We start from the raw sequence: 25737 nt of genomic DNA, 5'->3' as shown, positions 1-25737 counted from the left end.
TAAAAAAATAATAACAAAAAGTCTAGATTCTAGGGCATATGTGACAGGAAAAGCGTAATTAAATAATGACAGTAAATTTAACAACACATTGATTGTACAATAATCAACCAGTGGTTTATTTGGCTAAACAAAGATAGTCACCTCATTACGCGCCTTAAACAAATAATGGGGCCTTAAGCCCCATTATTACATCAATTCAACCTGTTTTAGCGGCTATTAACTAGATAAAAAAGAAGATCAATACTAAACCTAAGATTAATCGATAGATTACAAACGGTAACATACCGACCTTTTCTACTAAGATTAGGAAGTAGTGAATACACGCATAGGCACTGATAAAAGACAGCAAGGTGCCCCAACCAATTGCGGCCCAATCAACCGGTACAATTTCTTGACTCAATTTTATTGCTTGATAACCACCGGCCGCGGCAATTAGCGGGATAGATAATAGAAAAGAAAATCGCGCGGCCGCTTTTCGAGTTAGCCCCACCATTAACCCAGCAGTAATAGTAATGCCGCTGCGCGACGTCCCCGGAATTAATGCTAGTACTTGGGCTAAACCAATAATGACAACATTTTTTACCGATACTTGATATTCGTCTTTAAGTTGGCTTGCTTGTCTGTCAGCCCACCATAGCAAGAGACCAAAGACAATTGTTGTCGCCGCAATAACGGTTGTATTTCTTAAGTTTTCTTCAATGAAGTCTTTAAAAATAAAGCCTGCTAGTCCGGCAGGTATAGTCCCTAGGATAATCAACCACGACAATTTACTGTCTTTATCCTGTTTGCCACTAAATGACTGAACCCAACTTACCGCCATGCGGCCGACTTCTTCCCGAAAATATAAAACAACGGCGAGCAAACTGCCCGCGTGAACAGCAACATCAAATGCCAAACCTTGATCTTGCCAACCTAAAATCTGTGACGGCAAAATTAAATGCGCTGAACTCGAAATTGGCAAAAATTCGGTTAACCCCTGCAGTATCGCCAAAACAATGACTTCTATGATCCCCATTAGATTTCCCTTAATGCGTTAACTTTTATTTTGTGCGCTCAATAAACACACCAACAGATGCCGTACTTGCTACAGCACCCAATTTACGTAATTTAATTCGACAACGTTCAACAGGAAACGACGTTAAAATGTGGCTTGCGACCTTTTCAGCAACGGTTTCAATAAGCTCCGCTTGATTTTGTTTAACAAGATTCACTATATCTTCTGCAACAATGGCGTAGTCAACTGTTTTAGATAGGTCATCTATTTGTGCCGCTTGACTAATATCAGTGTACATTTCAACGTCAAATTGCAATGTCTGTTGGATCGTTTTTTCCCATTCGTAAACACCAATAACAGTATCAACTTTGAGAGCTTCAATAAAAACAATATCTTGCGCCATGTAATTTTTGGTCCTATATAATTCAATTCAACATAGTATAACTGAGCTGTATTTGTGTATCGCCAAGAGGTCGGATACCATAACGAAATACAAATTTGTATAGTAATTCGTCTCTCTCAATGATAAATATCTGCTTACCAAATTAACGTTTCGCTCTTAGTTTACGCGACGCGAAAATTGAAAGCGCGAATAATAGCTGAAATACTAACAATGAGGAACTCATGTCCGCTGAATTTTTCTTACATTAATTGCAACCTATCTACTAGGTTCAGTCAATTCAGCGATCATCTACTGTAAATTGTGGCGATTACCTGACCCTCGCTCTAAAGGATCTTTTAACCCTAGCGCAACAAATGTCTACCGTATTGCGGGTAAAACCGCGGCTATCCAGGCTTTATTGTTCGATGTTCTAAAAGGAATAATCCCTAGCTGGGGAGTTATTACCTAGGATTTTCGACTTTAGAAATTGGCGCAATTGCATTGGCCTGCTGCCTCGGACATATGTTTCCGATTTTCTTCCGGTTTCAAGGCGGCAAAGCGGTCGCAACCGCGTTAGGTTGCTTACTGCCCGTCGGTTCGACTCTTGCGTTTACTCTATTAGGAACTTGGATGATCGTATTCCGTTTAACCGGATATTCATCTTTATCCGCTATAGTATCTGTCGGGATTTCACCACTGGTGACTTACCTAACCTCGCCTAAATATACAATCGCAGTAACCATGTTAGCGTTACTTATTATTGCTCGACATATCCCTAATATCATTCGCCTAGCCAATGGCAGCGAACCTAAGTCGAATTTAAGAGTATAAAGTTATTGTAAACTTACATTAAAGTTTAGGTAATTCTTCAATTGACCAGCGTGGTTTCGCTTTTACTTTTAAGTTTTGATCCCCTTGACTCAAAATACGTTGAGCGCCTGCAAATGCGATCATCGCTCCATTGTCGGTACAGAATTCGTGTCTAGGATAAAACACATTACCGCGCTGCTTAGCCATCAATTGAGCTAGTTTCTCTCTTAGTTCTGTATTTGCGCTGACACCACCGGCGATAACTAAAGTTTTAATTCCAGTTTGCTCTACCGCACGTCGGCACTTAATTGCAATAGTATCAACGACAGCTTGCTGAAACGCATGGGCGATATCAGCTTTAAGTTGGTCAATATTCTCTGGTAATTCAGTTGCGTCTGATTTACTTCCAGACAAATGAATCCCTGCACCACGAATCGCAACTGCCGCTGCTGTTTTTAAGCCACTGAAGCTAAAGTCTAATCCTGGGCGGTCTGTCATTGGTCGAGGAAACTTAAATACCCCCGGAGTTCCGTGTTCGGCTAATTTTGCCAACATAGGTCCATCAGGATAATCTAACCCAAGTAGTTTTGCGGTTTTATCAAACGCTTCACCTGCTGCGTCGTCAATAGACTCACCTAAAATTTTGTATTGGCCAATACCTTGCACTTCTACAAGTTGCGTGTGGCCGCCGGAAACTAATAACGCGATAAATGGAAACTCCGGGCGCTCATCTTCCAACATCGGCGCAAGTAAATGCCCTTCCATATGATGAACCTCTACCGCTGGGATCCCTAAGCCATAAGCCATTGAGCGGCCAATACAGGCTCCAACCATTAAAGCCCCAACAAGTCCAGGCCCAGCCGTAAACGCGATTCCTTCTATATCCTGTTTTGTCAGATCACATTCCGTCAACAATTCACTGATAAGAGGTATTGTTTTACGCACATGATCTCTCGATGCAAGTTCAGGGACAACACCGCCATAATCGGCATGAACCGCAATTTGACTATAAAGTTTATGTCCAACAAGCCCTTTTTCGGTGTCGTATAACGCAATGCCTGTTTCGTCACAGGAAGATTCTATACCTAAAATTAACATGTTAAATTCACCTTAAACTCGCTTGTTTTTCATAACGATAATATCAATATACACAGGGTTTACCGGCTGGTTTGACTAACGATTCCAACCATCGTGCAAATTAGACTGTTTTCGCCCCGTAGCAACTATGTTACTCTTAGCGAAAGGCGCGCATTCTACCCCTCGAAACAAAGAGATTCAATTGAATCCCCGAGCAGTTTATTTCAGTAATAACCTCTTAGACATTACGTCTTGTTAAATAATCCCTGAAAACCTGTTTAAATTTAAAAAAGTACTTTACAAAAGACGGGGCTTGGATTTAAAATGCCGCACCATTTTTATTAGTCTTGGTTAAAGTTTAACCATAAAATACAGAATACTGAGGTCGATTTTTAAATGCCAGTAATTAAAGTTAAAGAGAACGAACCGTTTGACGTTGCACTACGTCGTTTTAAACGTTCATGTGAAAAAGCAGGGATCCTTTCAGAAGTACGTCGTCGTGAACACTTCGAAAAGCCAACTTGGGCTCGTAAGCGTAAGAAAGCTGCTGCTGTTAAGCGCCACTTGAAAAAAGTTTCTCGCGAAAACGCACGTCGCATCAAACTTTATTAATCTACTAACTCTCGAGTCAGGAAGTACCTATGAGTCTTATTGACCAGCTTAAAGACGCCCAAAAAGATGCTATGCGTGCTAAGGATAAAATCCGTTTAGGCACAATTCGCATGGCCTTGGCAGCGGTTAAGCAACGAGAAGTAGATGAAAGAATTGAGCTTGGTGACGAAGATGTTATTGCCATCTTAACTAAGATGGTAAAACAGCGAAAAGATTCTAAAGCGCAGTATGAAGCCGCTGACCGTCCCGAGCTAGCTGATATTGAAGCAGCTGAAATCGCCATTATAGAAGATTTCTTACCTCAAGCGCTTACCGAGGAAGAAGTTCTAACCTTGCTCTCTGCCGCCATCGAAGCCACTGGGGCATCTGGCATGCAGGACATGGGAAAAGTAATGGCCGAATTGAAGCCAAAAATCACTGGCCGTGCCGATATGGGCAAGGTAAGTGGTTTAGTACGGTCGAAATTAAACAGTTAATTTTTGACCTGCAACACTTCAGCAACATAAACCGCAAAATGCAAATTTTGCGGTTTTGTTTTATTTGCCGTATAGATCATTTTAAATCCACTGTTAATTTGCAATAATCACCATCCAATTAAATTATTTTTACTACTCAAAGGGGCAAGTGATTGACTGGTCGTATTCCGAAAGGCTTTATTGATGACGTTGTTGCTCGCACCGATATTATTGATTTAATTGATGCTAAAGTTCCGCTTAAAAAGCCGGCAAAAACTACCAAGCCTGTTGCCCATTTCATAATGAAAAATCACCGTCATTTTCGGTAAGCCCTGAAAAACAGTTTTATCATTGTTTTGGTTGCGGTGCTCATGGCAATGCCATCAGTTTTTTAATGGAATACGAACAACTTGAGTTTGTCGAGGCCATTGAAGAACTAGCTCGACTGCACAGTATTGACGTCCCCGCGAAGATAACGGGACCGGAAAACAGAAAAAATATCCAACAGTAAGTAGAGAACAAAAACAATCGGACTACGAGTTAATGGAACTCGCCGCAAAGTTTTTCCAACACAATCTCAAACATGATCAGAATTCAAAAGCGGTTATTGATTATTTAAAGAATCGTAATTTATCTGGCGAAATCTGCCAACGCTACGGCATTGGTTATGCGCCTGATAGTTGGGACAGTATTTTAAAGTCGATTGGTAAAACAAAAGCGCAGCAACAACAACTTCTCGATCTAAAAGTTTTAAACCAGAACGATTCAGGCAGAACATACGACTTTTTCCGTAAAAGAGTGATGTTCCCAATTCGTGATAAACGTGGACGAGTGGTGGGCTTTGGCGGACGCGTTATTGATGACGGAACCCCAAAATATTTAAATTCACCTGAGACACGTATATTTCATAAAGGCAACGAACTGTATGGGTTTTATCAAGCCAAACAGGCCAATCAAAACCTCGAACGAGTTCTTATTGTCGAAGGTTATATGGACGTTGTATCTTTGGCTCAACAGGGAATATCGTACGCTGTAGCAGCACTTGGTACAGCGACAACACCTGAGCATATGCAGCTCTTGTTCCGTAGTACGCGCCAGGTAATCTGTTGTTATGACGGCGACAGAGCTGGACGTGATGCCGCTTGGCGAGCGTTAGAAAACGCCATGCCCCATTTAAAAGACGGTGTCGATTTACGGTTTACATTTTTACCTGACGGTGAAGATCCAGATACTATGGTGCAAAAGGAAGGCAAAGAAGCCTTTGAAGTTAGACTCGGTGAAGCAAAACCTTTGCTCGACTATTTCTTTGAGCACTTTGTAAACGCTCTGGACATTACCAGTGACGCAGGAAAATCTGCCCTTCTCTCGCAAGCCAAACCACTAATAGAAGTTGTTCCTAGTGATTATTATAAAGAAGCATTATTAGCAAAGTTAGCACGTTTAATCGGCCGCGACGCCGATAAAATTAAATTGGCAAATCGCTCACCTATCGCTGAAGTTAAACGTCAACAGACTGAGTTTCAAATAACGCCGATGCGCCGGGCCATTGGTTTGCTATTACAACATCCTAATCTAGCTAAAGAAGTCCCATTTATTCCAGCATTAGCTAATGCAGAAATGCCAGGCTTTGCCACCTTCATCGCTATTCAAAAGTTAATTTTGGACGAACCTGAAATTAAACAATCGGTTTTGTTAGAGCGTTTTCGTTCACAAAAAGAATACTCATTTTTGGCCCGTTTATTCTCTTGGGAGCACCAAATTGACAATGAGAACTTGATTCAAGAATTTGCCGAGACATTTAAGTCATTGCAAGATAGTTATCTGGAGAAACGCCTTGAGGCCTTATTAATTAAAGGGAAAACTGGTCAACTCGATAAGCAAGAACAGATTGAGTATGTGGCATTAATGAGCGCCTTAAAATCCTAAAACAATACCAAACGGAAGTTTGATTTTGGCACTGTATTACTCCTTCTAAGAACCCTTAACCCCCTTCATCGTAGATTGATATTTCACAAAATAGATTTAATTGCCATTGATTTGTTTCAATTCGATTAATACATAGCCAGAAATTAAAACAGCTGTTATAATATGTAGTTCGCTTTTTAAATCACTTTACGGTGAATAAATAAGCACTTTCCCAAGTATTTCATGTTCAACTAGTAGGTGGAAGATAATCTGTATGGAGCAAACTCCTCAGTCTCAACTAAAACTTCTTATTATTAAAGGTCGCGAGCAAGGTTACTTAACCTTTGCAGAAGTGAACGATCACCTTCCGCAGGATATGATCGACGCTGATCAAGTCGAAGACATCATTCAGATGATCAACGACATGGGTATCAAGGTATGTGAAACACCACCTGATGCCGATGAATTGTTGATGCAAGAACAAACCAGCGATGATGAAGTCGTTGAAGCGGCAGCTGCAGCACTTGCTACTGTTGAAAAAGAAATAGGTCGTACTACCGACCCTGTTCGCATGTATATGCGTGAAATGGGTACGGTTGAATTACTGACTCGCGAAGGCGAAATCGTCATAGCAAAACGAATTGAAGAAGGTATATATACCGTTCAATCTTCAGTTGCGGAATACCCGCAAGCTATCAGCTACTTGTTGGATCAGTGGGACCAATATGAAGCAGAAGAAATTCGTTTAAGCGACATCATTAATGGTTTCCTAGATCCAAACGAAGAAGATGTAGCACCTGCTGCAACTCATGTTGGATCAGAATTGTCTGAAACTGATTTAGCCGATGAAGACGGCGATTCAGATGACGATGATGAAGACGAAGAAGAAGTTGATACAGGCCCAGATCCTGAAGAAGCTCGTGAGCATTTTGAAGAGTTACGCCGTTTGTATGATGAGTCAACAGTCTCTATCAATGAACTTGGTCGTTCTCACCCAAAAACTCAAGAAAAGATTGCGGCTCTTGGTGAACATTTCCGCTTATTCAAACTGATTCCAAAGCAATTTGATAAATTAGTTCGAAATATGCGTGACATGATGGACCGTGTTCGCGTTCAAGAACGTCTAATCATGAAACACACTTGTGGTTACGCTAAATTACCTAAAAAAGATTTCATTAAGATCTTCCATAAGCAACGAAACTAAAACGTCTTGGTTAGAGTTATTGCAATCGGGCGGCGATGACGTTGCAAATCGACTTAAAGAAGTCGACATTGAAATTCGTCGTAGCATCCAAAAGTTAAAAGAAATTGAAAAAGAAACACGACTAAATGTAGAAGCGATTAAAGACATCAACCGCCGTATGGCCATTGGAGAAGCTAAAGCGCGTCGTGCGAAAAAAGAAATGGTCGAAGCCAACTTACGTTTGGTTATCTCCATCGCTAAAAAATACACAAACCGTGGTTTACAATTCTTGGATCTGATCCAAGAAGGTAATATCGGTTTGATGAAAGCGGTAGATAAGTTTGAATATCGTCGTGGTTATAAGTTCTCTACTTATGCAACATGGTGGATACGTCAAGCGATTACGCGTTCAATTGCTGACCAAGCAAGAACAATTCGTATTCCAGTACATATGATTGAAACGATCAACAAGCTTAATCGTATTTCACGTCAAATGTTACAGGAAATGGGTCGCGAGCCTACACCAGAAGAACTTGCTGAGCGCATGTTAATGCCTGAAGACAAGATCAGAAAAGTGCTTAAAATCGCAAAAGAGCCTATTTCAATGGAAACGCCTATTGGTGACGATGAAGATTCACATTTAGGTGACTTTATCGAAGATACAACAATATCTTCACCAGTGGAAACAACTACTTCTGAAGGTTTGCAAGATGCAACCCGTGATGTATTGTCTGGCCTAACCGCCCGTGAAGCTAAAGTATTGCGTATGCGCTTTGGTATCGACATGAATACGGATCACACTTTGGAAGAAGTTGGTAAACAGTTTGATGTAACACGTGAACGTATACGCCAGATCGAAGCAAAAGCATTACGTAAATTAAGACATCCTTCTCGGTCAGAACCGTTAAGAACCTTCTTAGACGAGTAATAAGTCAATTTACAACACATTTAGAAAACCCGCACTAGCGGGTTTTTTATTGCTTGGCGTTTTATTTTTAATAATCTTCCCTTTAACCACTTTAAAAAATTAGTTCTTTGTCACATACTGAATATCCGCCATACTATTGAATATTCGTTAAAAAGAGTTATTTGGGACTTTTTACAAATTATTTTATTACGCATAATTTTAACGAATAGTAACAACTAATATTGGTTTCCCTATTGCAAGTGATAACGTCATATTTAACTCATTGGTGGAGTAAACGTTGAATCTAATTAAAGAATTACAACTAAGGTACTATTGTCAACATCAGCCTATATGACAAAGTGCATAACCGACTAAAATTTAAAATGATTTACGTTGGCCTGATTGAAAATGAATATTTAATTCTAAAATTTCAAAATATCACTAGTGCTGCCAATGACAGCCACGACTTGAAAGCCGGAGTCCAGTTATCAATTCAAACTGTAGTAGCTCAAGAGTACCTTACCGCTCTTAATTTTCAGGTATCTTCATTAGGGATCAGTAAACTTCGAGAACCCCTTTTACTTGTTGAATACCCTAAAATTGTGAAAGGTCAGCGGCTGAGAACCACCCTAGGATTTCCGTAGAGTTAATGGCTAACATTACTTATCCAAAGTTAGACCGACAATATCTGGCTTTGATTTCTGACTTTTCAATGACAGGATTAAAGTGTGAATACTTACTTAATGAAGAAGTATTAGAGAACCCAACGTCAGAAGAGTTAACTGGACAAGAGGTCAATGTTGAATTTGTTGCTAACGACGACTTAGATATGGATTTTTCCATCAGCGGTGTCGTTAAAAATGCTCGACAAAGAGAAAAAGTTCAACTGGGCGTCGAATTTACAGAAGAAGACTCCGGTGTCGTAAAAAGTGCCTTTGCGATCCTTCTTATGCGAGAATACGGCTTATAACCTTTCTCGGATCCATCATATATTTGTTATTTTACAACCAACAAGTAACAGCATTTTGATCCGCGATATGGTTTAATTATTAACATATTTGCCATTCTTATATTTTAATACAAGGTTAGCCCAAGCCTTATGCCGACTTCTGCAACTCCATTAAAAGCCCTTTCGACTCATTTAGTGGAAGAACATCCTGTTGCTATCGAAATAAATCAGGTGAGCTATGCTGTCATGTTGGCAAGCCCTCATGATTTAGAAGAATTTGTCATCGGCTTTCTGTTGTCCAACTTAGTTATTAGCCACAATCGCGATATTCATGATATCAATATCAGCCAGCAGGACAATGCCTATATCGTTAACGTAATCATTGCTAACCGATGTTTAGTTAACTTGCAACAACGACAAAGGCAACTAAAAGGCACCACGGGTTGTGGGCTCTGCGGTACAGAAACGTTAACCCAAGCATTCCCTACACTGCCAACGTTGCCTGCGATGTCAGCGATATCGCCTAATCTGAAAACCACTCTTAGCGTCATTCGGCGCAAGCTGTCGACTTGGCAAACCCTAGCTAAAAATAGTGGCGCTTTGCACGCGGCATTTTGGCTCAACACTGACGGTCAGATAGTCGCCTGCCGTGAAGATATCGGCCGACACAATGCGCTTGATAAGTTAATTGGTTACCTTTTAAAAAATGGTATTGATAGACGCCAAGGCGCAATTTTAATAACAAGTAGATGCAGTGTCGAATTAGTGCAGAAATCAATTTTGGCCGGCGTACCTACGTTAATTAGCCTTGCCTCACCAAGCCAGTTTGCAGTTAATCTAGCTGCAGAACATAACCTTTTGTTAGTCCAGATCCCGAAAAAGATCAGCCTATCTATTATGGTATCGAGTAATTTATGACAGTTAAATCTAATAAAGCCGGTGGTTTCGCATCAGTCGCCTCCACGTTCAAACAAGTGATGCGCAGCCAACGCGCAAAAGACAATATCAAAAATTTGCTGAAAGTAAATCAAAGCGATGGTTTTGATTGCCCAGGTTGTGCGTGGGGCGACAATACAAATGACCGTTTTCAGTTTTGTGAAAATGGAGCAAAAGCGGTAACTTGGGAGGCTACAGACAAAAAAGTAGGTCCTGAATTTTTTCGTGAGTACTCGGTAAGCCAACTCAAAAAGCAAAGTGACCACTGGTTAGAATATCAAGGTCGGTTAACTGACCCTATGTCATACAATGCAAACACCGATCATTACGAACCTATTTCCTGGGAACAGGCAATTTCAATAATCGGTACCAAAATACGAAACGTAGAGCCAGACCAAGTGGAGTTTTATACTTCGGGACGAGCAAGTAATGAAGCGTCCTATTTGTATCAATTATTTGGCCGGGTTTTAGGCACCAATAATTTTCCTGACTGCTCTAATATGTGCCATGAGGCTAGTGGTGTTGCTCTAAAAGACACTATAGGCGTTGGCAAAGGAACCGTCACGATAGACGACTTTGACCACGCAGACGTTATCTTTGTTTTTGGCCAGAACCCCGGCACTAATCACCCTAGAATGATGAACTCGTTGCGCAAAGCCTCAAGAGGGGGATGTAAAATTGTTTCATTTAATAATCTAAGAGAAGTTGCCTTAGAGAAATTTGCCAGCCCTCAAGATCCTATTGAATTACTTACTCCAGCGGCAACGACCATAAGCCATCGTTATTTCACACCCAAATTGGGCGGCGATTTTGCTGTCGTCCGAGGCATGGTCAAACATCTCCTCGATATAAATACAAAACTAAACGATGAGTTTATTGCAGAGCATACAAATGGATTAGAAGCTTACCTAACGGCCGTTTCTGCTACGCCGTGGGAATTAATCACTCAACAATCAGGCTTAAACCAGAAAGATATTGAGCAGGCTGCTGATTTGTTTGCAAGTGGAAAGCGTGTCATTACCACTCTGGGCGATGGGTATTACACAACATAAACACTCTGTTGATACGATTAAAGAGATAACCAACTTACACTTATTATTTGGGCAAATTGGCCTACCGGGCGCAGGACTATGCCCTGTACGTGGACACAGTAATGTGCAAGGTAACCGAACAATGGGGATAAATGAAAACCCTTCAATGCCCTTTTTACAAGCCCTTGACGCCGAATTTGGTATCTCGACCAACAAGCGACCCGGTCATAACGTCAACCAAGCGTTAACCGCTTTGTCTACACAACAAAGCAAAGTCCTTATCTGCTTGGGTGGCAACTTAGCGGCAGCTGCACCTGATACGCACTTTACTATTGATGCCATGCAACAAGTTGAGCTCAATGTACAAATTAGTACCAAACTGAACCGAAGTCACCTTTGTGTTGGCAACGACGCGATTATTCTGCCCTGTTTAGGCCGCACAGAAATAGATAAACAAAGTAGTGGCGAACAAGCGATAACGGTAGAAGATACCTTTAGTATGGTTCATGCGTCCAAAGGCGCTAACACTCCGGTTGGGCCAAACTTAAAGTCAGAAACCGCAATCGTCGCTGCCATTGCAAACGCAACATTAGGTGACAATATTGTCGACTGGTCAACGCTGGCGGAGGATTACGGACAGATCCGAAACCTAATTGAAAAAACGATTCCTGGATTTGATAACTTTAACCAACAAATAGCAACGCCATAGGTGGCTTTCACCTTGTTAACTCAGCGGCTAATTATCATTGGCAGACTCATAGTGGCAAAGCCAACTTCACTGCGTCCCAATTGCCTACTAGCCTCTACCCAGCAGCGGTCGTTGCAATAATCGAAAAACAAAAAGCACCAATATTTACTTTACAATCGCTTCGTTCTCACGACCAATACAATACGACGATATACGGCATGGATGACCGCTATCGAGGCGTATTTGGCGAAAGAAATGTTGTCTTTATAAACAAAAAAGACGCCTCGCGATTAAAACTAGAAGAAGGGACGTGGGTATCTCTCACTTCAATTTGGCACGATAATCAAACACGCATGGTGGATGGTTTTAAATTGATATTTTATGACATTCCACTGGGCAATGTAGCAGCCTATTATCCTGAAACTAACCCACTTGTACCAATCGACAGCTTTGGTGATGGCAGTTTTACTCCAACGTCTAAGTCTATTCCAGTTATCATTTCAGCCTCTAAAACCGTCTTGATGAAAACCTCCTAGTACAATGTAGGTTAACAATGACGCTAAGGAGTTTCATTGGCGTCATTTAGTAGAACCCCTACTTTCTTAGAGAACCCCTTAATAACATTCCCATTTGGTGCTTTGTTTTAAACTCACTAGTCTTCTCAATACTAATTCCTAAAAAACATTATTTTGTCTTTTTAAATAAAATATTGTCACATAAACTAAAAAACAGGTCATATATTTAACATTTTATTCTCTAGCCTTTGTATTTTAATGCCAATTTCTTGATTAAGATTACAGCATAAACAAACCGCTACATGGTCGAAGTAACCGAGACAATATTATCTCGAGTTAGGCTCAAACTAGGCGTCATAATCAAAAGGTATCTCGATGAAAAAAGTGAACAATCTGACCCGTTTGCCACCGCAAGAGTTGAAACTGGATTGGGATTTATGGATGACCAAAACGATCCTGTAACTATGGTATTGGGATTAAAAGACGTTCGTAAATGCGCCCATAACTGGAAAACGTACCAGTCTGGCGCTAAACCTGATCGAATCGTCATCCCCTCTGAAGTGAACATTCGTGAGACACGACAGATCCCTTTTGAAGTTGATCCACCTGAGCATAAAACTTACCGGGATTTAATCGAACCTTGGTTTAAACGACCATTGGAAGCAGACTACCAAGAGCAATTAACTGGGATTATCGAAGGTGTTTTTAACGATGTATTACAACAGCCTGAAACCGAAGTGGTGTCTCAACTCGCGCTTGTTCTTCAATCTCGAGCGTTAACCTTGTTACTTAACACACCAATGTCAGACTCTGAAACTTGGATCAACTGGGGTACACACGTTTTTAGAAGTGATACCACAGCCCTAGATGGCGACAAAGCTGCAATACTTTACGATTATATAGAAGCACAAATCGAGCGGGCTGAGCAGTCTCCATGAAACGACTTATACTCTTTGTTATTGCAGTCAAAAGTTATGGGTAAACCTATGACAAAGGAACAAATCAAAGGCGTTATGATCTTGACCTTCGCAGGTGGCCGAGACACAGTGATAAATATGGTGACCAATACCATAGGCTACTTTGCTGAGCACCCTGAAGACTTGCATCGTTTGCGAGATGAACCAAGTATTATCAATAAATCCGTAGAAGAGTTAATACGATACTTTTCGCCATTAACTCAAATGGGACGAGTTGCGACTGAAGACGCCTCAATTTGCGAACATGCCGTTAAGGCGGATACCCGTATTTCGTTGTGTTGGGCATCTGCTAATCGTGACGAGCGCGTATTTGAAAATCCAAATGACGTGGTATTGGACCGAAAGCTGAATCCTCACGTAGCATTTGGTTTTGGTACTCACAATTGTTTAGGCGCGACACATGCGCGTCAAATATTACAGACCTTACTCAGTGTGATGATCAATAAGCTCGATTCAATAGCAATCGTCGATAGCAAAGACAACATTGAAACATTGGGTGAATTTAAACGAAAAGTGGGTTTTGATCATTTAACCGTACAATTTAAACAGCGCTAATTTAGATAAATAGAGGAAACCACCATGGCTAAAATTACATTTGTAACACAAGACGAACAATCAATTACAGTTGAAGCAACAAGTGGCAGCGTTATGGAACTGGCAGTCGACAACAATATTCCAGAGCATCGATGGCGATTGCGGCGGCGTTTGTTCATGTGCAACTTGTCACGTTCATGTTGCAGCACAAGACATGGCTAAGACCGGAACAGCAAGCGAAATAGAATCTGACATGCTCGAACTAGATGACAACGTGAATGAATATAGCCGCTTATGTTGCCAAATTGACATATCTGACGACATTGACGGGATCACGTTAAAAGTCGTTGGTTAATCAAATTATATAAACGTTAGTCATTATTTTAAGTCCATTCTTAAAATAGACATTTATCAAAAATTGTTTTTAAAAGGTCACACTTATGACAAATCAACCTGAACAATCGACCTGCGTTATCGTTGGCGCAAGTCACGCTGGAGTTAATTTGGCGTTTTCATTACGTAAAGCAGGTTATGTTGGTGCGATTGCGTTAATAGATGCTGACCCGACGTTACCTTACCATCGCCCACCGCTGTCAAAAGCCTACTTGATCTCGGATGACCCCATTGAAAGAAATGCCCTTAAGTCACCAGAGAGCTATGAAAAATCGACGATATCATTGCACTTAGGTTGTCGGGTAACTCACTTAGATGCGGGCAAACAAACAATTACCTTTGACTCGGCTTCTAATGGAACAACAGAGGTCATGTATTATAGCCAATTGGTATTGGCGACCGGCGCTAGTCCTATTATTCCGCCAATCCCTGGTTTACAACAGGCGGCAAACCTATTTCCACTGCGCACCGCTTTAGATGTGAATAATATCAAACAAGCCATGCGTCAAAAAGCGGCTCCCAAAGTCGTTATTATTGGTGGTGGGTACATTGGTTTAGAAACCGCGGCTTCCCTAAAAAACTCGGTGCAGATGTTACGGTTCTCGAACGAGAGGAGCGGATACTAGCTCGTGTAACAACACCAACCATGTCGTCTTATTTTACCAATTTGCACGAGCAAAATGACGTTAATATCCTATGTAATAAAAATGTAGAGGGTTTGTCTCTTAAAGGCAATATCAATCAACTCCATTGTGATGATGATACCGTTTACGAAGCTGATATTATCATTGTCGGAGTGGGTGTCAGGGTCAATACAGAACTAGCAAAAATGGCGAATATCGAAATAGACAATGGTCTGAAAGTAAACGAGTTTGGCGCTACCGCGACCAAAAACATTTATGCGATTGGTGATTGTAGCAATCACTTCAACCCTCATTACGGCCGCTTCATTAGACTTGAATCCGTTCAAAATGCAGTTGATCAAGCCAAATGTGTCGCGCAGGCTATTTGTGGTCAACCTGTGCCATACAATACAATACCTTGGTTTTGGTCAGATCAATTTGATATTAAGTTACAGATGGTAGGTTTATCGGAGGGATTTACGGATGTTGTCGTTCGTAAAGAACATACAGATAAATTTTCACTTTGGTATTTTAACGGTTCTCAACTCCTCGCAGTGGATGCAGTGAACAATGCAAAAGACTATGTCGTCGCAACTAAAACCATTAAAAATGGACTTGTCGTCGATAAAACGACTTTAGGGGATCATAGTACGGCTGTACAATTTCTATAGTCAAAAACAGAAAGTTAGATGATCTTAAACGAAAAGGTCATCCTTCTTTTAAGAATAGCAAGACAAGAGCTTGAAGGTTAACGAAGTAAAATAATTACTCCAAATCGACACTTATATCCTGCCAATTAGCGATTTCAGCAGGCGTGAAACCAGAAGCCGTATAAGCTTTACTAATAAACTTGTTCTCTTTTAGGATCGATAAACCTTTTTCCAGCGCCAAAAATATCAACTTACTATTGCGAACGTCCTTACGAACAATAAAGTGACGAGATTGTGCTAACGAAACATACATATTTGGAATTGGCACTAGAACAACATTCTCCAATCCAATTTTCATATCGCTATTAAATTCACCTAGCGTAAAGTCTGCGCGCCCTTTAGCAATCATTTTATGCACAGCTGTAGAAGACGGCGCATTTAACAATTGCGGCGTTAACTTTGATATGACTTGCCAGTCATGGGTCCACTTATTTGGTGAAATGCCAACGTATTTTTGTAAATCTTGTTTTGTTTTAACAACATCTAACATTGGATGGTTGCCCAGTGTAAAGATGCCCTTTTTCATTTCACCAACGTCAATTACAGGTTTAGAAACATAAAAAATAGATTCGTCTATTTCATCTTTCCAAATCGTTTCCTGGAATATGAACTTTACGTTGGTTTGCCAGCACTAAGCTACGGGTATAATTGGGAGAAGGATAAAAATCCAATCTGACGTCTAGCCCGCCTAAATACAGAGCTTTACAGATAATAACGAGTTCGATGGCACCACGTGATGAATGTTTAGATTTAAACTCGTCAACATTCCAACAATCTTGTTTTAACGTCCATTGATTAAAAACTTCGAGAATATGAGGGCTAACAGCGATGCCTAAAGTATAACGCTCCGCTTTCAAGTTAATACTAAAACAAAAAATCGACAGTAAAAATGCAATTATTGGTAACTTCACTATTCTCCCCAAGGAAATATTTACGATCCTAATTTGGGCTCGTCAGAGTTAGGTATAAATCAACTATGGTTGACTGTCAATTTCAGGGAATGTTACAAAATGGGTAAAAGGCGGCCACTCGTCACTATAACGGGACACTTCTGCGACGCAATCAAGTAACCGCTTACATTGTGCTAGCTCGTAAATCTAAGGCTGAGCTTGATGTCACCTTAGCTTTCAAAAGGGGAATTTTAATAGGGTGGTTGATTTAGATGGTTGAAAACTGTTTTTTATAACAGAGTTGCCGCTTTTGTATTATAGGCAAGCCTCGGCCTTTATCGACAACATCACACTTTATTTAAGAACAAAAAAGGCGGTTAAGTATACTTAACCGCCCAATAATAAATTTAATATTGGACCAGAGGCTACGACTTGTATTCCGCCACCAGTTTTTCAACTTCCTCAATCGATTTATTTTTTGTCTCAGGTAAATAGCGATACAGTAAAACAAGACCAACGATGCCTGACAACATATACGATAAAAACACATCCGCAGCACCAAAGGCATTAAGTAACCAAGGGAAAAATTTCTGCATAAAATAGCTTATCGTGCTGCAGACTAAAGCAAACATTGGGATAGCAACGCCACGAACTGAGGTCGGCACAATCTCCGAGAAGACCACCCACATAATTGGTCCAATAGAGATATGAAACGCGGCGATAAAGCCTACGATACCAACTAAAACCAACATGCTGTTTATCGTCACTGCCGCTTGAATAAACTGACTCTCCAGTGCCCGAACATTGTCTAGTCCAATCACTTCAGCAACACCAGCTTTAAAACTCTTGTCATCACTAAATGTTTGTCCTACTAGCGACTGCATAGCACCTTCATTAAGCTCTGAGTGCGCTGCAGCAAGCTTAGAGACATCCTGTTGGTCAAGCGTGTAAGAAGCTTGATTAAAAGCGATTACACATAGTAATAGACATAAAATAGAAGCAATAAGCCCACCATTTACCAGCGGTCGACGCCCGACTTTATCAACTAATACTATGGCCAGTGCAGTAAATACAAATGAAACCAAACCAATGATAATTGTTTGTGCAAACGCTGCATTTGTGCCAATACCAGTCTGTTCAAATACCATTGGCGCATAAAACAATATTGGATTTACACCTGTGGATGGTTGAACAATGGCAAACACTAATCCGACAATCATAGCGAGTCGCACACGAGGGTCTAATAACGCCTTAAATTTTTGCTTAATTCCGCCTTCTTGTACTTCGCTATTGTTGAAGCTTGCTTCGATGGATTGGATTTCGCCCTCAATTTGTTCCGCCGGCATTAATTTACTTAGGGCTTGTTTTGCTTCTTCTAACTTACCTTTCGACACTAACCAACGAGGACTTTCAGGAATAATAAACAGTAATAAACACCAAACTAAGGCCGGTACGATTTCCATACCTAACATCCAACGCCAGAGGTTATCAGCAACGCCAAATTCTACGATCCAATTTGCGCCTGCTTCGGTTGCGCCAAGCAACCAATAATTGGAAAAATAAGCAAACGTCAAACCAACTACAATCATAATTTGATTCATCGATACCAGTTTGCCACGTTGTTTTGCGGGGGCAATTTCACCTATATACATAGAGGCGAGAGACAAAGAAGTAAAGGCTAACCCGCCAAGAAAACGCGCAGCGACTAAGGCTTCATAACTTGGTGCGAGCGCAGATGCGATTGCCGATACAACATATAACATGGCAATCAGAATAAGCGTTTTTTACGGCCAATGGACTCACATACTGCACCTGTGATCACTAATGCCAGTAAAACACCTAACGCAGGCGCACTTACTACATTCCCCAATTGCATATCATCTAACATAAACTCTGCCGCAACATAGCGAAGCGTGCCCGAGATAACCGCAGCGTCTAACCCAAAGACAAAACCACCAATAGTTACAATTGACGCGTAGATAAACGCGGCCTTTACAAATTTATCCATAATACTGCCGTTTTAATAATCATTTTGTTAACAATAAACATTTAAACAAGTATGGTCAACCCTAGATTTATTTGTTACTAATATTAATAATCATTCTCTAATCAAAAAAACCATATGTTGAAGCAAAAAATAGCAATACCAAAGTCGAGCAACAATTGCCACGGTAAAATTATCGGAACTGACAAATATCAATACAGCATAGATACTCACTGGGGCAAACTTGACGAACAACAAATCGCTGTAGAAAACTGCCACGCATTTGCAATAGACAGCCTTGGCCGAATTTTTATGGTCACTGACCACCCGGATAATAACATTGTTGTTTACGATAAAGAGGGAAATTTAATTGATGTCTGGGGGCGTGAATACCCCGGCGCTCATGGCATCAAAATTGTCTCGGAACAGGGCCAAGATTACATTTATTTGGTAGACAGCGGTTGGATCTTAAATCGTAATTGGGATGGTGTTTCAACAGATGAATGGGACTCGCCAACCAATAAAGTCATCGCTCAAAGTGGCTTTGTGGCAAAATTAACAATCGATGGCAAATTGATTTACACAATAGGACACCCACAAACTGTTGGCGCTTATCAGCCTGACATGCCCTTTCGGCCAACAGACGTAGCAATCGCGGCCAATGGCGACATCTATGTCACCGACGGATATGGTTCTGACTATGTACTTCGTTACAACAGCAAAGGGCAGTACCAAGAAAAATGGGGCGGACATGACAATCAAGATCCCAACCATAATCTCATTAATGCCCACGGTATTGAACTGGATAATCGCGACAAAGCTAATCCAAAGCTTATTGTCAGTTCCCGTGCAGAACAATGTTTAAAACAATTTACTTTAGCTGGTGAATACCTCGCAACGATTGCCACACCAGGGGCTTGGATCCATGCGCCGGTTATCGTCGGTTCTTTGATGTATTCCGCCGTTTGCTGGTCGCATATCGACGGCTCAAATGTCGATGGTTCCGGTTTTATTTGTATTTTTGACACTGACAACCAAGTGATTGCAACCTTAGGCGGAGAGCCGCCGAGTTATATTGACGGTAAACTCCAACCATTAGTAACAGATTGGAGCGTATTTACTCACTGCCACGGACTGTGTGTCGATGATGAAGGTAATATTTATGTGGGCCAATGGCGTGCAAATGGCAGTTATCCGATGAAACTCACACCTGTGTAAGCGGAATTCGTTACATATTGCTGCGTTTGATAACCGACTTTTGATATTGAAGTGGGGTCATCGAAAACTGCCGTTTAAATTGTGCAATAAAATGCGACGGGCTGGAAAAGTCCAAGTCGTAGCTCAACTCAGTTATTGATACGTCAGCCATACTTAATATCCGAGCTGCGGAATAAAGTTTATGCCGCAGCACATATTCCGAAAAGCTAAAACGGAAAATCTTTTTAAATAATCGAGAAAAATAAGATGGTGACAGATGACACATCTTTGCCGCGTCGACAAGACTAAAGCGCACAGCGGAGTCATGTCTAAATCGATTGATGACGGGCAATAATCTTTCATAACCTACAGTTGCGGTAATAGGCAGAATATTGGGGGCCGTTACAGCCGTTGCATGTTCTGCAATCCAAATGATCAATAGTTTTAATAGGGTTTTGCTTTTTGCGCTCTGCGGATCAACTTGATAAGACGCCAACAGCCAAGCAACTATTTGTTTTAGTTCCTGTTGATTAACGTCATCAATCCGTAAATGCATGCCTTGATTAAAGAAGGACGCATAGTGGGCAATGTCATCTTGGTGAAAAAACTCAGGCAAAAGTTGAATAATGTGCCAAGACTTAGCACCATCGTTAAGTTCAAAATCGTGCGTTTCCATTGCGGGAGTAAAAACGACATCGTTACTTTCTAATTTTGATTGTCCTTGATTATAAAAATAATTTCCGTCGACTTGGTCAAATATAATGAATTCGTGCACTTCATGAAAATGCATAAAACACGAATAAGGCTGATGTATATCATAGGCCACGTTATGGATCTCGAACGCATACCCTTTTTCTATGCAAAACGGTTCGCAGTAGGCTCGTTTCATTACGTTCTCGCAAAAGTTAAGTGGGTTTACAGAAATTGAACATCGTAATTTTTTACGACCCAACATTTCATAACATCACAATAATGATATTTAAAACGATTCTCGTCTACTACTAAACTAAAACTGGACATATATTTTATATTTTAGATAAAAATGATGACAGTTTACCTCTGGTTTTGATGGTCAAATAAGCCTAAGTTAATTTATATCTGGTGACACATGATCAAACAAGCCAAAGCAATTGTTTCAGATGGGCGTGGTAAATACTCGCTCCAAACTGTTGAAGTAGGTTTACCCCAAAGCGGTGAGGTGCGTGTAAAACTATACGCTTCTGGTATTTGCCATACCGATTGGGATTCAATCCAGAATTGGGACAAAACATTTATTGTTGGTCATGAAGGTGCCGGCGTTATTGAGTCCGTCGGTGACGATGTTGTGGGGTTGGCCATTGGTGATAAAGTGATCCTTAATTGGGCGATCCCATGCGGTGACTGTCACCAGTGCCAAGCAGGTAATTTACATATTTGCGAGGTTAATTCACCTGTTTGCGGTTGCGGTTTATCTGGCCATGCCGCTTTAGCGTCGACAACGTTAGCAAGTCAACCTATTGAGCGCTCGTTTCATTTAGGCACCATGTGTGAATATACCGTTGTCCAAGCAGCCGCTGTGGTAAAGGTAAATCCCAGTCAGACTGCTATGACACCCAATGGAAATGCTAATAGTCAAGTCAGTGGCATTTCGTTTCCAGCGGCGTCAATTATAGGCTGTGGGGTTATGACAGGCTGGGGTTCAGTGGTCAATGCCGCGAAAGTAGAGGTAGGCTCTAGTGTCTGTGTCATCGGTGCTGGCGGGGTTGGGTTGAACTGCATTCAGGCAGCCAAACAATCTGGTGCCACAACCATAATCGCTATCGACATTAATCAACAACGTATCGAACAAGCAAAAGAATTTGGCGCGACGCATGGTATTGTTGCACATCATCAAGACATTGATTTTATTGACGTTCGACAAGCCGTACGAGAGTTAACCAACGGCATCGGTGCCGATTACGCCTTTGAATGCACAGCGATCCCCGCACTTGGGTCAGCACCATTAGCATTAATCAAAAATGCCGGCACCGCAGTCCAGGTTAGCGGTATTGAACAGCGAATAGATTTTGATTGTGAGTTATTTGAGTGGGATAAAATTTACATCAATCCACTTTATGGAATGTGTAATCCTAAACGTGACTTTGGCAAGATTTTAGCGTTATACGAACAAGGTGCCATGAAGTTAGAAGAGCTTGTCACCAAAACATATACACTCGAACAAGCAGAGTCAGGTTTTGATGATCTATTAAATGGTCGTGTTGCTAAAGGTGTTTTTGTCATCGCAGAAGACCAATAATGGATGCATAGATACCGAGACATAACCTCAATTCATCGATAAAAAGAGCGACAAAACATCATGACAATATCGCAAATTGAAATATCTGAACCCAAATACACGGCCGACAATCTGACTATGCTCACATTTCATAGCAGTCATTTAAATGCCCGGCAGGACGTTAATGTTTATTGCCAGCCAACGAGCCAAAACAATTTACCTATTGTCATTTTGCTGCATGGTGTTTACGGTTCTAATTGGGTATGGATGAATTTAGGTGGTGTGCATCAAGTATATGACAAATTGCGACAACAAGGCCTTAATGAATTTATCTTAGTTATGCCGTCAGACGGAGGGCTTTGGCAAGGTTCAGCATACCTGCCATTACAAGAGCATGGCAATTATGAACAGTGGATAATGGACGATGTACTCACCGCTGTACAAACTCATATTCCAGCGGCATCATCACAAAGTAATATATACATCACAGGGTTGTCGATGGGAGGTTATGGCGCACTTAGATTAGGTGCAAAATTTGCGAGTCGGTTCGCCGGCATTTCTGCCCACAGTTCAGTAACAAATTTAACTGACTTACAGACCTTTATTGACAACCCCATTGCGGACTATCAATGTGCGTTACCGGATGAAGACAATATTTTGTATTGGAGTAAACAAAATTTAGCGACACTACCGCCAATTAGATTTGACTGTGGTAAAGACGATGCACTTTTTGCAAGCAACAACACATTAAGTCAACAGTTTGATGAACTTGGTGTACTGCACAGTTACCAAGTATTTGATGGTGGCCACCAATGGCAATATTGGCACGAACATGTCGCCAAAAGCTTGCTATTTTTTGATGCCATCGAACAACAGTAAAGTCAGTTGATTTTAGTCTAAATTTAGCCAACCAAAACATTATAACTCGGTGGGCGCACGGCGGGCGTTGAACAGTCCCATAACGCAATAAATGGGGCGTTTATTTCACATCGAATTATTGGCTAAATGCCCAATAGACAGACAATGAAATATTATCCCCATTTACCAAAAAATCTAAAACTACAGTTCCATGCTGTATTCAGATGAGTCCATATCAAAATTTGGAATACCGCGACCATGTAATGTCACTACGACTTTTGGTACGATGATCTGCTTGTATCTACGCCAGATTTTTTCAATAACCGTTGTTGCTTCTTGCTCTCCATTTGCACATCGAATGAAGCGTTTTTCTTCTTCATTAATTGGATCTAACGTGCCTTCTGCTAACCGCTTCATGGTATCGCCATAATCGGTTAGAAGTTTCGATTCATTTATTGTAAATTCGCCACTTCGATTGAAACCGCGAGGAAAATGTAAATCATCAAAAAATAGCTTAGCGCCGGTACGTAGCTCGATATTTATCATGGATTAACTCTCTGTTATTTTGCTTTCAATAACATAGAGATCACTAGCCTATTTGAAAAACAAATAATTTTTATTATCTCGATAAACAAAAGCGATGTAATTTACAGTACACAAGGGCTCGACCTCTAAACCCCACAATTTATAGGCCCTAAAAATCCCGCCGGAGAAATATCCATTTAATCATTAAAGATTTCTATGGATAACATAAAAATATTTTGTGGGTAATTACCACCATAAGTCGGTAGCCTCCGCAAAAATTTACCCGTTTATATATGAGTCAGAAATACCATGAAAATTTGCTTTATTATGTACCCGTGGGATCGCGTGGACCCTGAAACAGATACAACACTGCGATTAATCCACGAATGTGTAAAACGTGGTCACACGGTGGCGATTTCGACAATTCATAATTTAACGATTCGCGACAGTGTTGCAAGTGCATTTTGCGATGTATTTACCAAAGCTCAGAAGTGTCCTGAAAACATCGTCACATTTTACAAATCAGCTAAATTTAAGCGTACGCCCCTGCCCTTAGCTGGATTTGATTCTATTATCATGCGCGCGAACCCCCGCTAGATGCATTAGCACTGAACTTCCTCGATTCAGTTAAAGGCGATACCTTTATTATGAATGACCTTGATGGATTGCGAATTGCTAACAACAAAATTTATACCGCCTCATTCCAAGACACGGCGAGCGAGTTTATTCCAGCGACTCACGTGTCTAAAAACCGTGATTATTTAGAACGTATTTTTGACGAATCTGAAAGTGACCGAATGATACTAAAGCCCCTTGACGGTTTTGGTGGTCGTGGGGTTATCGTATTAGAAAAAAGCGCACGACAAAGCTTCCGTTCTTTATTGGACTTTTACATCGGCGGCGATGAACACGGCAAAGGCAGCAACTACGTTATTTTACAAGATTATGTGCCCGGTGCTGAGCAAGGTGATGTTCGCATATTAATGCTCAATGGCGAGCCAATTGGCGCGATGAAACGCGTTCCTGCGTTGGATGACGTCCGTTCAAACGTGCACGCTGGTGGCACTGTAGTTAAACATAAATTGACTGCTCAAGAAAAACGCCTTTGCAAATACATCGGTCCTAAATTGGTGCGCGACGGTTTGTATTTTACCGGCATCGACGTTATTGGCGGAAAACTAATTGAAGTCAATGTATTAAGCCCGGGCGGCATCGTAAGAATTAACAAACTAAATCGTACTCGTTTACAAACCCAAGTGATCGACTTTGTAGAAAGTGTTGTACACGCCAAAGAATTAGTGGTTTCAAGAAAGTCTCAATTCAGACAGGTAATTGAAGATGCAAACGCTTTCTAAACAAGAGTGCATTGCACTCATTAAAAAACGGAAATGTTTTCATGCTGACGTAGATAACGGCGCTTTCACAATTAAAATTGAAGAATATTCGCCAATTATCTGTACTGCAATTCACAATGGCCACCAGCTCAGGAAAGAACTGACTAAGTCGTTTTTATTGAGCCAAACGGAACGTTTGTACGAAGAAGACCCGTATACCGTCGACTTAGTTTCGTCGTTTCCAATAGTACTTACCGGTAATGATTCGCGTTTTGAATACGACTTAAACCGCCCAAAAACCCTGTCTACTTATTTCAAAACGGCGTGGAATAAACAAGTTTGGGAAAAGCCGTTAACGACCAGTCAACGAGCAAAGAGTCACGAAAAACATCAGGCATTTTACGATATTCTAGAAGCGCTTGTTGAAGTTATTGAATCGCTTTACCGCAACGCGATTGTGTTTGACGTGCATTCGTATAACTACCAACGGATTGAAGCCGATACACCAACATTTAATATTGGTACGGCCCAAATCGACGTTGAACGCTGGGGCAATGTCATTGAGCGTTTTGAAAAAGAACTCAATAAAATCGAATTACCTAACCTCGAAACTCGTGCGGCTTGCAACGAAGTCTTCCAGGACGAGGTTATTTGATCACCCATATTAATTCGCATTTTGACAACACCTTAGTCATACCTGTTGAAGCGAAAAAGTCTTTATGGATGAAGTATCAGGTGAGCTATACCCGCTTGTTTTAGAAGAGCTCAAAGCTGGATTCAAAGAATCGATTGGTGAAACCACCGCCTTTTTATGCGTCGTTATGGCAAGAAAAATCTTTTTCTAAAGCCGATGTATTGTCGTCGACGATTACCCCAGAAGTCATCAAGATCGACAAAAAGCTCTACGCTCTGTGTAAAGACATCGAAACCTTGAACTTCATCAATCCGGTGAACATCGCAGCAGAGAAGAAAAATTCTTTGGTCGCAAAGCAACCGTAACACCTGAGTTTCAAT

23 protein-coding genes and 6 pseudogenes are annotated in these 25737 nt (G+C 41.0%); 20 read left to right on the top strand and 9 right to left on the bottom strand.

All coding sequences use genetic code 11. The features are described 5' to 3' along the window. Positions 1-220: 220 nt before the first annotated feature. Both PN838_RS20840 and folB read right to left on the bottom strand, forming a co-directional pair. Positions 221-1015 (bottom strand): undecaprenyl-diphosphate phosphatase, encoded by a 795-nt coding sequence (locus tag PN838_RS20840; protein WP_215965437.1) that lies wholly within the window; start codon positions 1013-1015, stop codon positions 221-223. A gap of 25 nt (positions 1016-1040) precedes the next feature. After that, positions 1041-1397: a dihydroneopterin aldolase gene (gene folB, locus PN838_RS20835; RefSeq protein ID WP_272181845.1), complete on the bottom strand. Its 357-nt coding sequence runs from the start codon at positions 1395-1397 to the stop codon at positions 1041-1043. Positions 1398-1629: 232 nt separating this feature from the next. Between folB and plsY the strand changes: the two are divergent. Further along, positions 1630-2207 (top strand): annotated as a pseudogene (gene plsY, locus PN838_RS20830) (glycerol-3-phosphate 1-O-acyltransferase PlsY). A gap of 18 nt (positions 2208-2225) precedes the next feature. Here the strand turns inward: plsY and tsaD are convergent. Beyond that, positions 2226-3284 carry a tRNA (adenosine(37)-N6)-threonylcarbamoyltransferase complex transferase subunit TsaD gene (tsaD, locus tag PN838_RS20825; protein ID WP_272181844.1) on the bottom strand — a complete coding sequence of 353 codons (1059 nt, stop codon included), beginning with the start codon at positions 3282-3284 and terminating at the stop codon, positions 2226-2228. Between the two features lie 375 nt (positions 3285-3659). Here tsaD and rpsU point away from each other — a divergent pair, with 375 nt between their 5' ends. The 12 genes and pseudogenes from rpsU to PN838_RS27605 all read left to right on the top strand — a co-directional run bounded on the left by rpsU (position 3660) and on the right by PN838_RS27605 (position 15642). Next, entirely contained in the window at positions 3660-3875 is a 216-nt protein-coding gene (rpsU, locus tag PN838_RS20820) for a 30S ribosomal protein S21 (RefSeq protein WP_105053374.1), read from the top strand. 29 nt (positions 3876-3904) lie between these two features. Beyond that, positions 3905-4351 (top strand): GatB/YqeY domain-containing protein, encoded by a 447-nt coding sequence (locus tag PN838_RS20815; RefSeq protein WP_215965433.1) that lies wholly within the window; start codon positions 3905-3907, stop codon positions 4349-4351. A gap of 152 nt (positions 4352-4503) precedes the next feature. After that, a pseudogene (dnaG, locus tag PN838_RS20810) lies at positions 4504-6256 on the top strand (DNA primase). Between the two features lie 253 nt (positions 6257-6509). Further along, a pseudogene (gene rpoD / locus PN838_RS20805) lies at positions 6510-8346 on the top strand (RNA polymerase sigma factor RpoD). Positions 8347-8708: 362 nt separating this feature from the next. After that, positions 8709-8969, top strand: a complete 261-nt coding sequence (locus PN838_RS20800) for a hypothetical protein (RefSeq protein WP_272181843.1) — start codon at positions 8709-8711, stop codon at positions 8967-8969. A gap of 5 nt (positions 8970-8974) precedes the next feature. Next, positions 8975-9295 carry a PilZ domain-containing protein gene (locus PN838_RS20795; RefSeq protein WP_272181842.1) on the top strand — a complete coding sequence of 107 codons (321 nt, stop codon included), beginning with the start codon at positions 8975-8977 and terminating at the stop codon, positions 9293-9295. A 129-nt stretch (positions 9296-9424) separates the two neighbouring features. Further along, positions 9425-10192, top strand: coding sequence for a formate dehydrogenase accessory sulfurtransferase FdhD (gene fdhD / locus PN838_RS20790; RefSeq protein ID WP_272181841.1), 768 nt, complete (start codon positions 9425-9427; stop codon positions 10190-10192). Then, positions 10189-12465: pseudogene (locus PN838_RS20785) on the top strand (FdhF/YdeP family oxidoreductase). The gene fdhD and the pseudogene PN838_RS20785 overlap by 4 nt, the downstream one beginning before the upstream one ends. Before the next feature lie 338 nt (positions 12466-12803). Next, positions 12804-13976 (top strand): annotated as a pseudogene (locus PN838_RS20780) (cytochrome P450). A gap of 82 nt (positions 13977-14058) precedes the next feature. Further along, entirely contained in the window at positions 14059-14310 is a 252-nt protein-coding gene (locus PN838_RS20775; protein ID WP_272181840.1) for a 2Fe-2S iron-sulfur cluster-binding protein, read from the top strand. An 85-nt stretch (positions 14311-14395) separates the two neighbouring features. Next, positions 14396-15276 (top strand): annotated as a pseudogene (locus tag PN838_RS20770) (NAD(P)/FAD-dependent oxidoreductase); the annotation flags it as partial. A 150-nt stretch (positions 15277-15426) separates the two neighbouring features. After that, entirely contained in the window at positions 15427-15642 is a 216-nt protein-coding gene (locus PN838_RS27605) for an oxidoreductase C-terminal domain-containing protein (protein ID WP_370661122.1), read from the top strand. 94 nt (positions 15643-15736) lie between these two features. Here the strand turns inward: PN838_RS27605 and PN838_RS20760 are convergent, their stop codons facing one another. The 4 genes from PN838_RS20760 to PN838_RS20745 all read right to left on the bottom strand — a co-directional run bounded on the left by PN838_RS20760 (position 15737) and on the right by PN838_RS20745 (position 18579). Next, the gene (locus PN838_RS20760) at positions 15737-16207 is read right to left on the bottom strand and encodes a hypothetical protein (protein ID WP_272181838.1); all 471 of its coding nucleotides are present in this window, start codon (positions 16205-16207) and stop codon (positions 15737-15739) included. Between the two features lie 52 nt (positions 16208-16259). Next, positions 16260-16592 carry a hypothetical protein gene (locus tag PN838_RS20755; protein ID WP_272181837.1) on the bottom strand — a complete coding sequence of 111 codons (333 nt, stop codon included), beginning with the start codon at positions 16590-16592 and terminating at the stop codon, positions 16260-16262. A gap of 404 nt (positions 16593-16996) precedes the next feature. Continuing rightward, complete coding sequence (locus PN838_RS20750; protein ID WP_272181836.1) at positions 16997-18334, bottom strand: MFS transporter; 1338 nt, start codon at positions 18332-18334, stop codon at positions 16997-16999. A gap of 5 nt (positions 18335-18339) precedes the next feature. Beyond that, positions 18340-18579 (bottom strand): hypothetical protein, encoded by a 240-nt coding sequence (locus PN838_RS20745; protein ID WP_272181835.1) that lies wholly within the window; start codon positions 18577-18579, stop codon positions 18340-18342. A 114-nt stretch (positions 18580-18693) separates the two neighbouring features. Between PN838_RS20745 and PN838_RS20740 the strand changes: the two genes are divergently transcribed. Then, the gene (locus tag PN838_RS20740; protein WP_272181834.1) at positions 18694-19773 is read left to right on the top strand and encodes an NHL repeat-containing protein; all 1080 of its coding nucleotides are present in this window, start codon (positions 18694-18696) and stop codon (positions 19771-19773) included. A gap of 10 nt (positions 19774-19783) precedes the next feature. On the opposite strand, the gene PN838_RS20735 is transcribed toward PN838_RS20740, so the two are convergent. Next, the gene (locus PN838_RS20735) at positions 19784-20641 is read right to left on the bottom strand and encodes a helix-turn-helix transcriptional regulator (protein WP_215965421.1); all 858 of its coding nucleotides are present in this window, start codon (positions 20639-20641) and stop codon (positions 19784-19786) included. Between the two features lie 219 nt (positions 20642-20860). Between PN838_RS20735 and PN838_RS20730 the strand changes: the two genes are divergently transcribed. Further along, entirely contained in the window at positions 20861-22027 is a 1167-nt protein-coding gene (locus PN838_RS20730) for an alcohol dehydrogenase catalytic domain-containing protein (protein WP_272181833.1), read from the top strand. A gap of 60 nt (positions 22028-22087) precedes the next feature. Next, on the top strand, positions 22088-22885 hold the full coding sequence (locus PN838_RS20725; RefSeq protein WP_215965419.1) for an alpha/beta hydrolase: 798 nt from the start codon (positions 22088-22090) through the stop codon (positions 22883-22885). Between the two features lie 180 nt (positions 22886-23065). On the opposite strand, the gene PN838_RS20720 is transcribed toward PN838_RS20725, so the two are convergent. Next, entirely contained in the window at positions 23066-23410 is a 345-nt protein-coding gene (locus PN838_RS20720; RefSeq protein ID WP_215965418.1) for a MaoP family protein, read from the bottom strand. Between the two features lie 288 nt (positions 23411-23698). On the opposite strand from PN838_RS20720, the gene PN838_RS27975 reads away from it, so the two are divergent. The 4 genes from PN838_RS27975 to PN838_RS20705 all read left to right on the top strand — a co-directional run bounded on the left by PN838_RS27975 (position 23699) and on the right by PN838_RS20705 (position 25722). Beyond that, the gene (locus PN838_RS27975) at positions 23699-23986 is read left to right on the top strand and encodes a hypothetical protein (protein ID WP_502592192.1); all 288 of its coding nucleotides are present in this window, start codon (positions 23699-23701) and stop codon (positions 23984-23986) included. 50 nt (positions 23987-24036) lie between these two features. Further along, positions 24037-24744, top strand: coding sequence for an ATP-grasp domain-containing protein (locus PN838_RS20715; RefSeq protein ID WP_502592191.1), 708 nt, complete (start codon positions 24037-24039; stop codon positions 24742-24744). Then, positions 24728-25378 (top strand): N-formylglutamate amidohydrolase, encoded by a 651-nt coding sequence (locus PN838_RS20710; protein WP_272181832.1) that lies wholly within the window; start codon positions 24728-24730, stop codon positions 25376-25378. Before PN838_RS20715 ends, PN838_RS20710 begins: the two co-directional genes overlap by 17 nt. 137 nt (positions 25379-25515) lie before the next feature. Next, positions 25516-25722, top strand: coding sequence for a hypothetical protein (locus PN838_RS20705; RefSeq protein ID WP_272181831.1), 207 nt, complete (start codon positions 25516-25518; stop codon positions 25720-25722). The last annotated feature ends 15 nt before the right edge of the window (positions 25723-25737 follow it).

It is taken from the genome of Psychrosphaera algicola (genome assembly GCF_028401425.1).
In the GTDB taxonomy this organism is placed as follows: domain Bacteria; phylum Pseudomonadota; class Gammaproteobacteria; order Enterobacterales; family Alteromonadaceae; genus Psychrosphaera; species Psychrosphaera algicola.
This window is presented reverse-complemented; position numbering and strand designations above follow the sequence as displayed.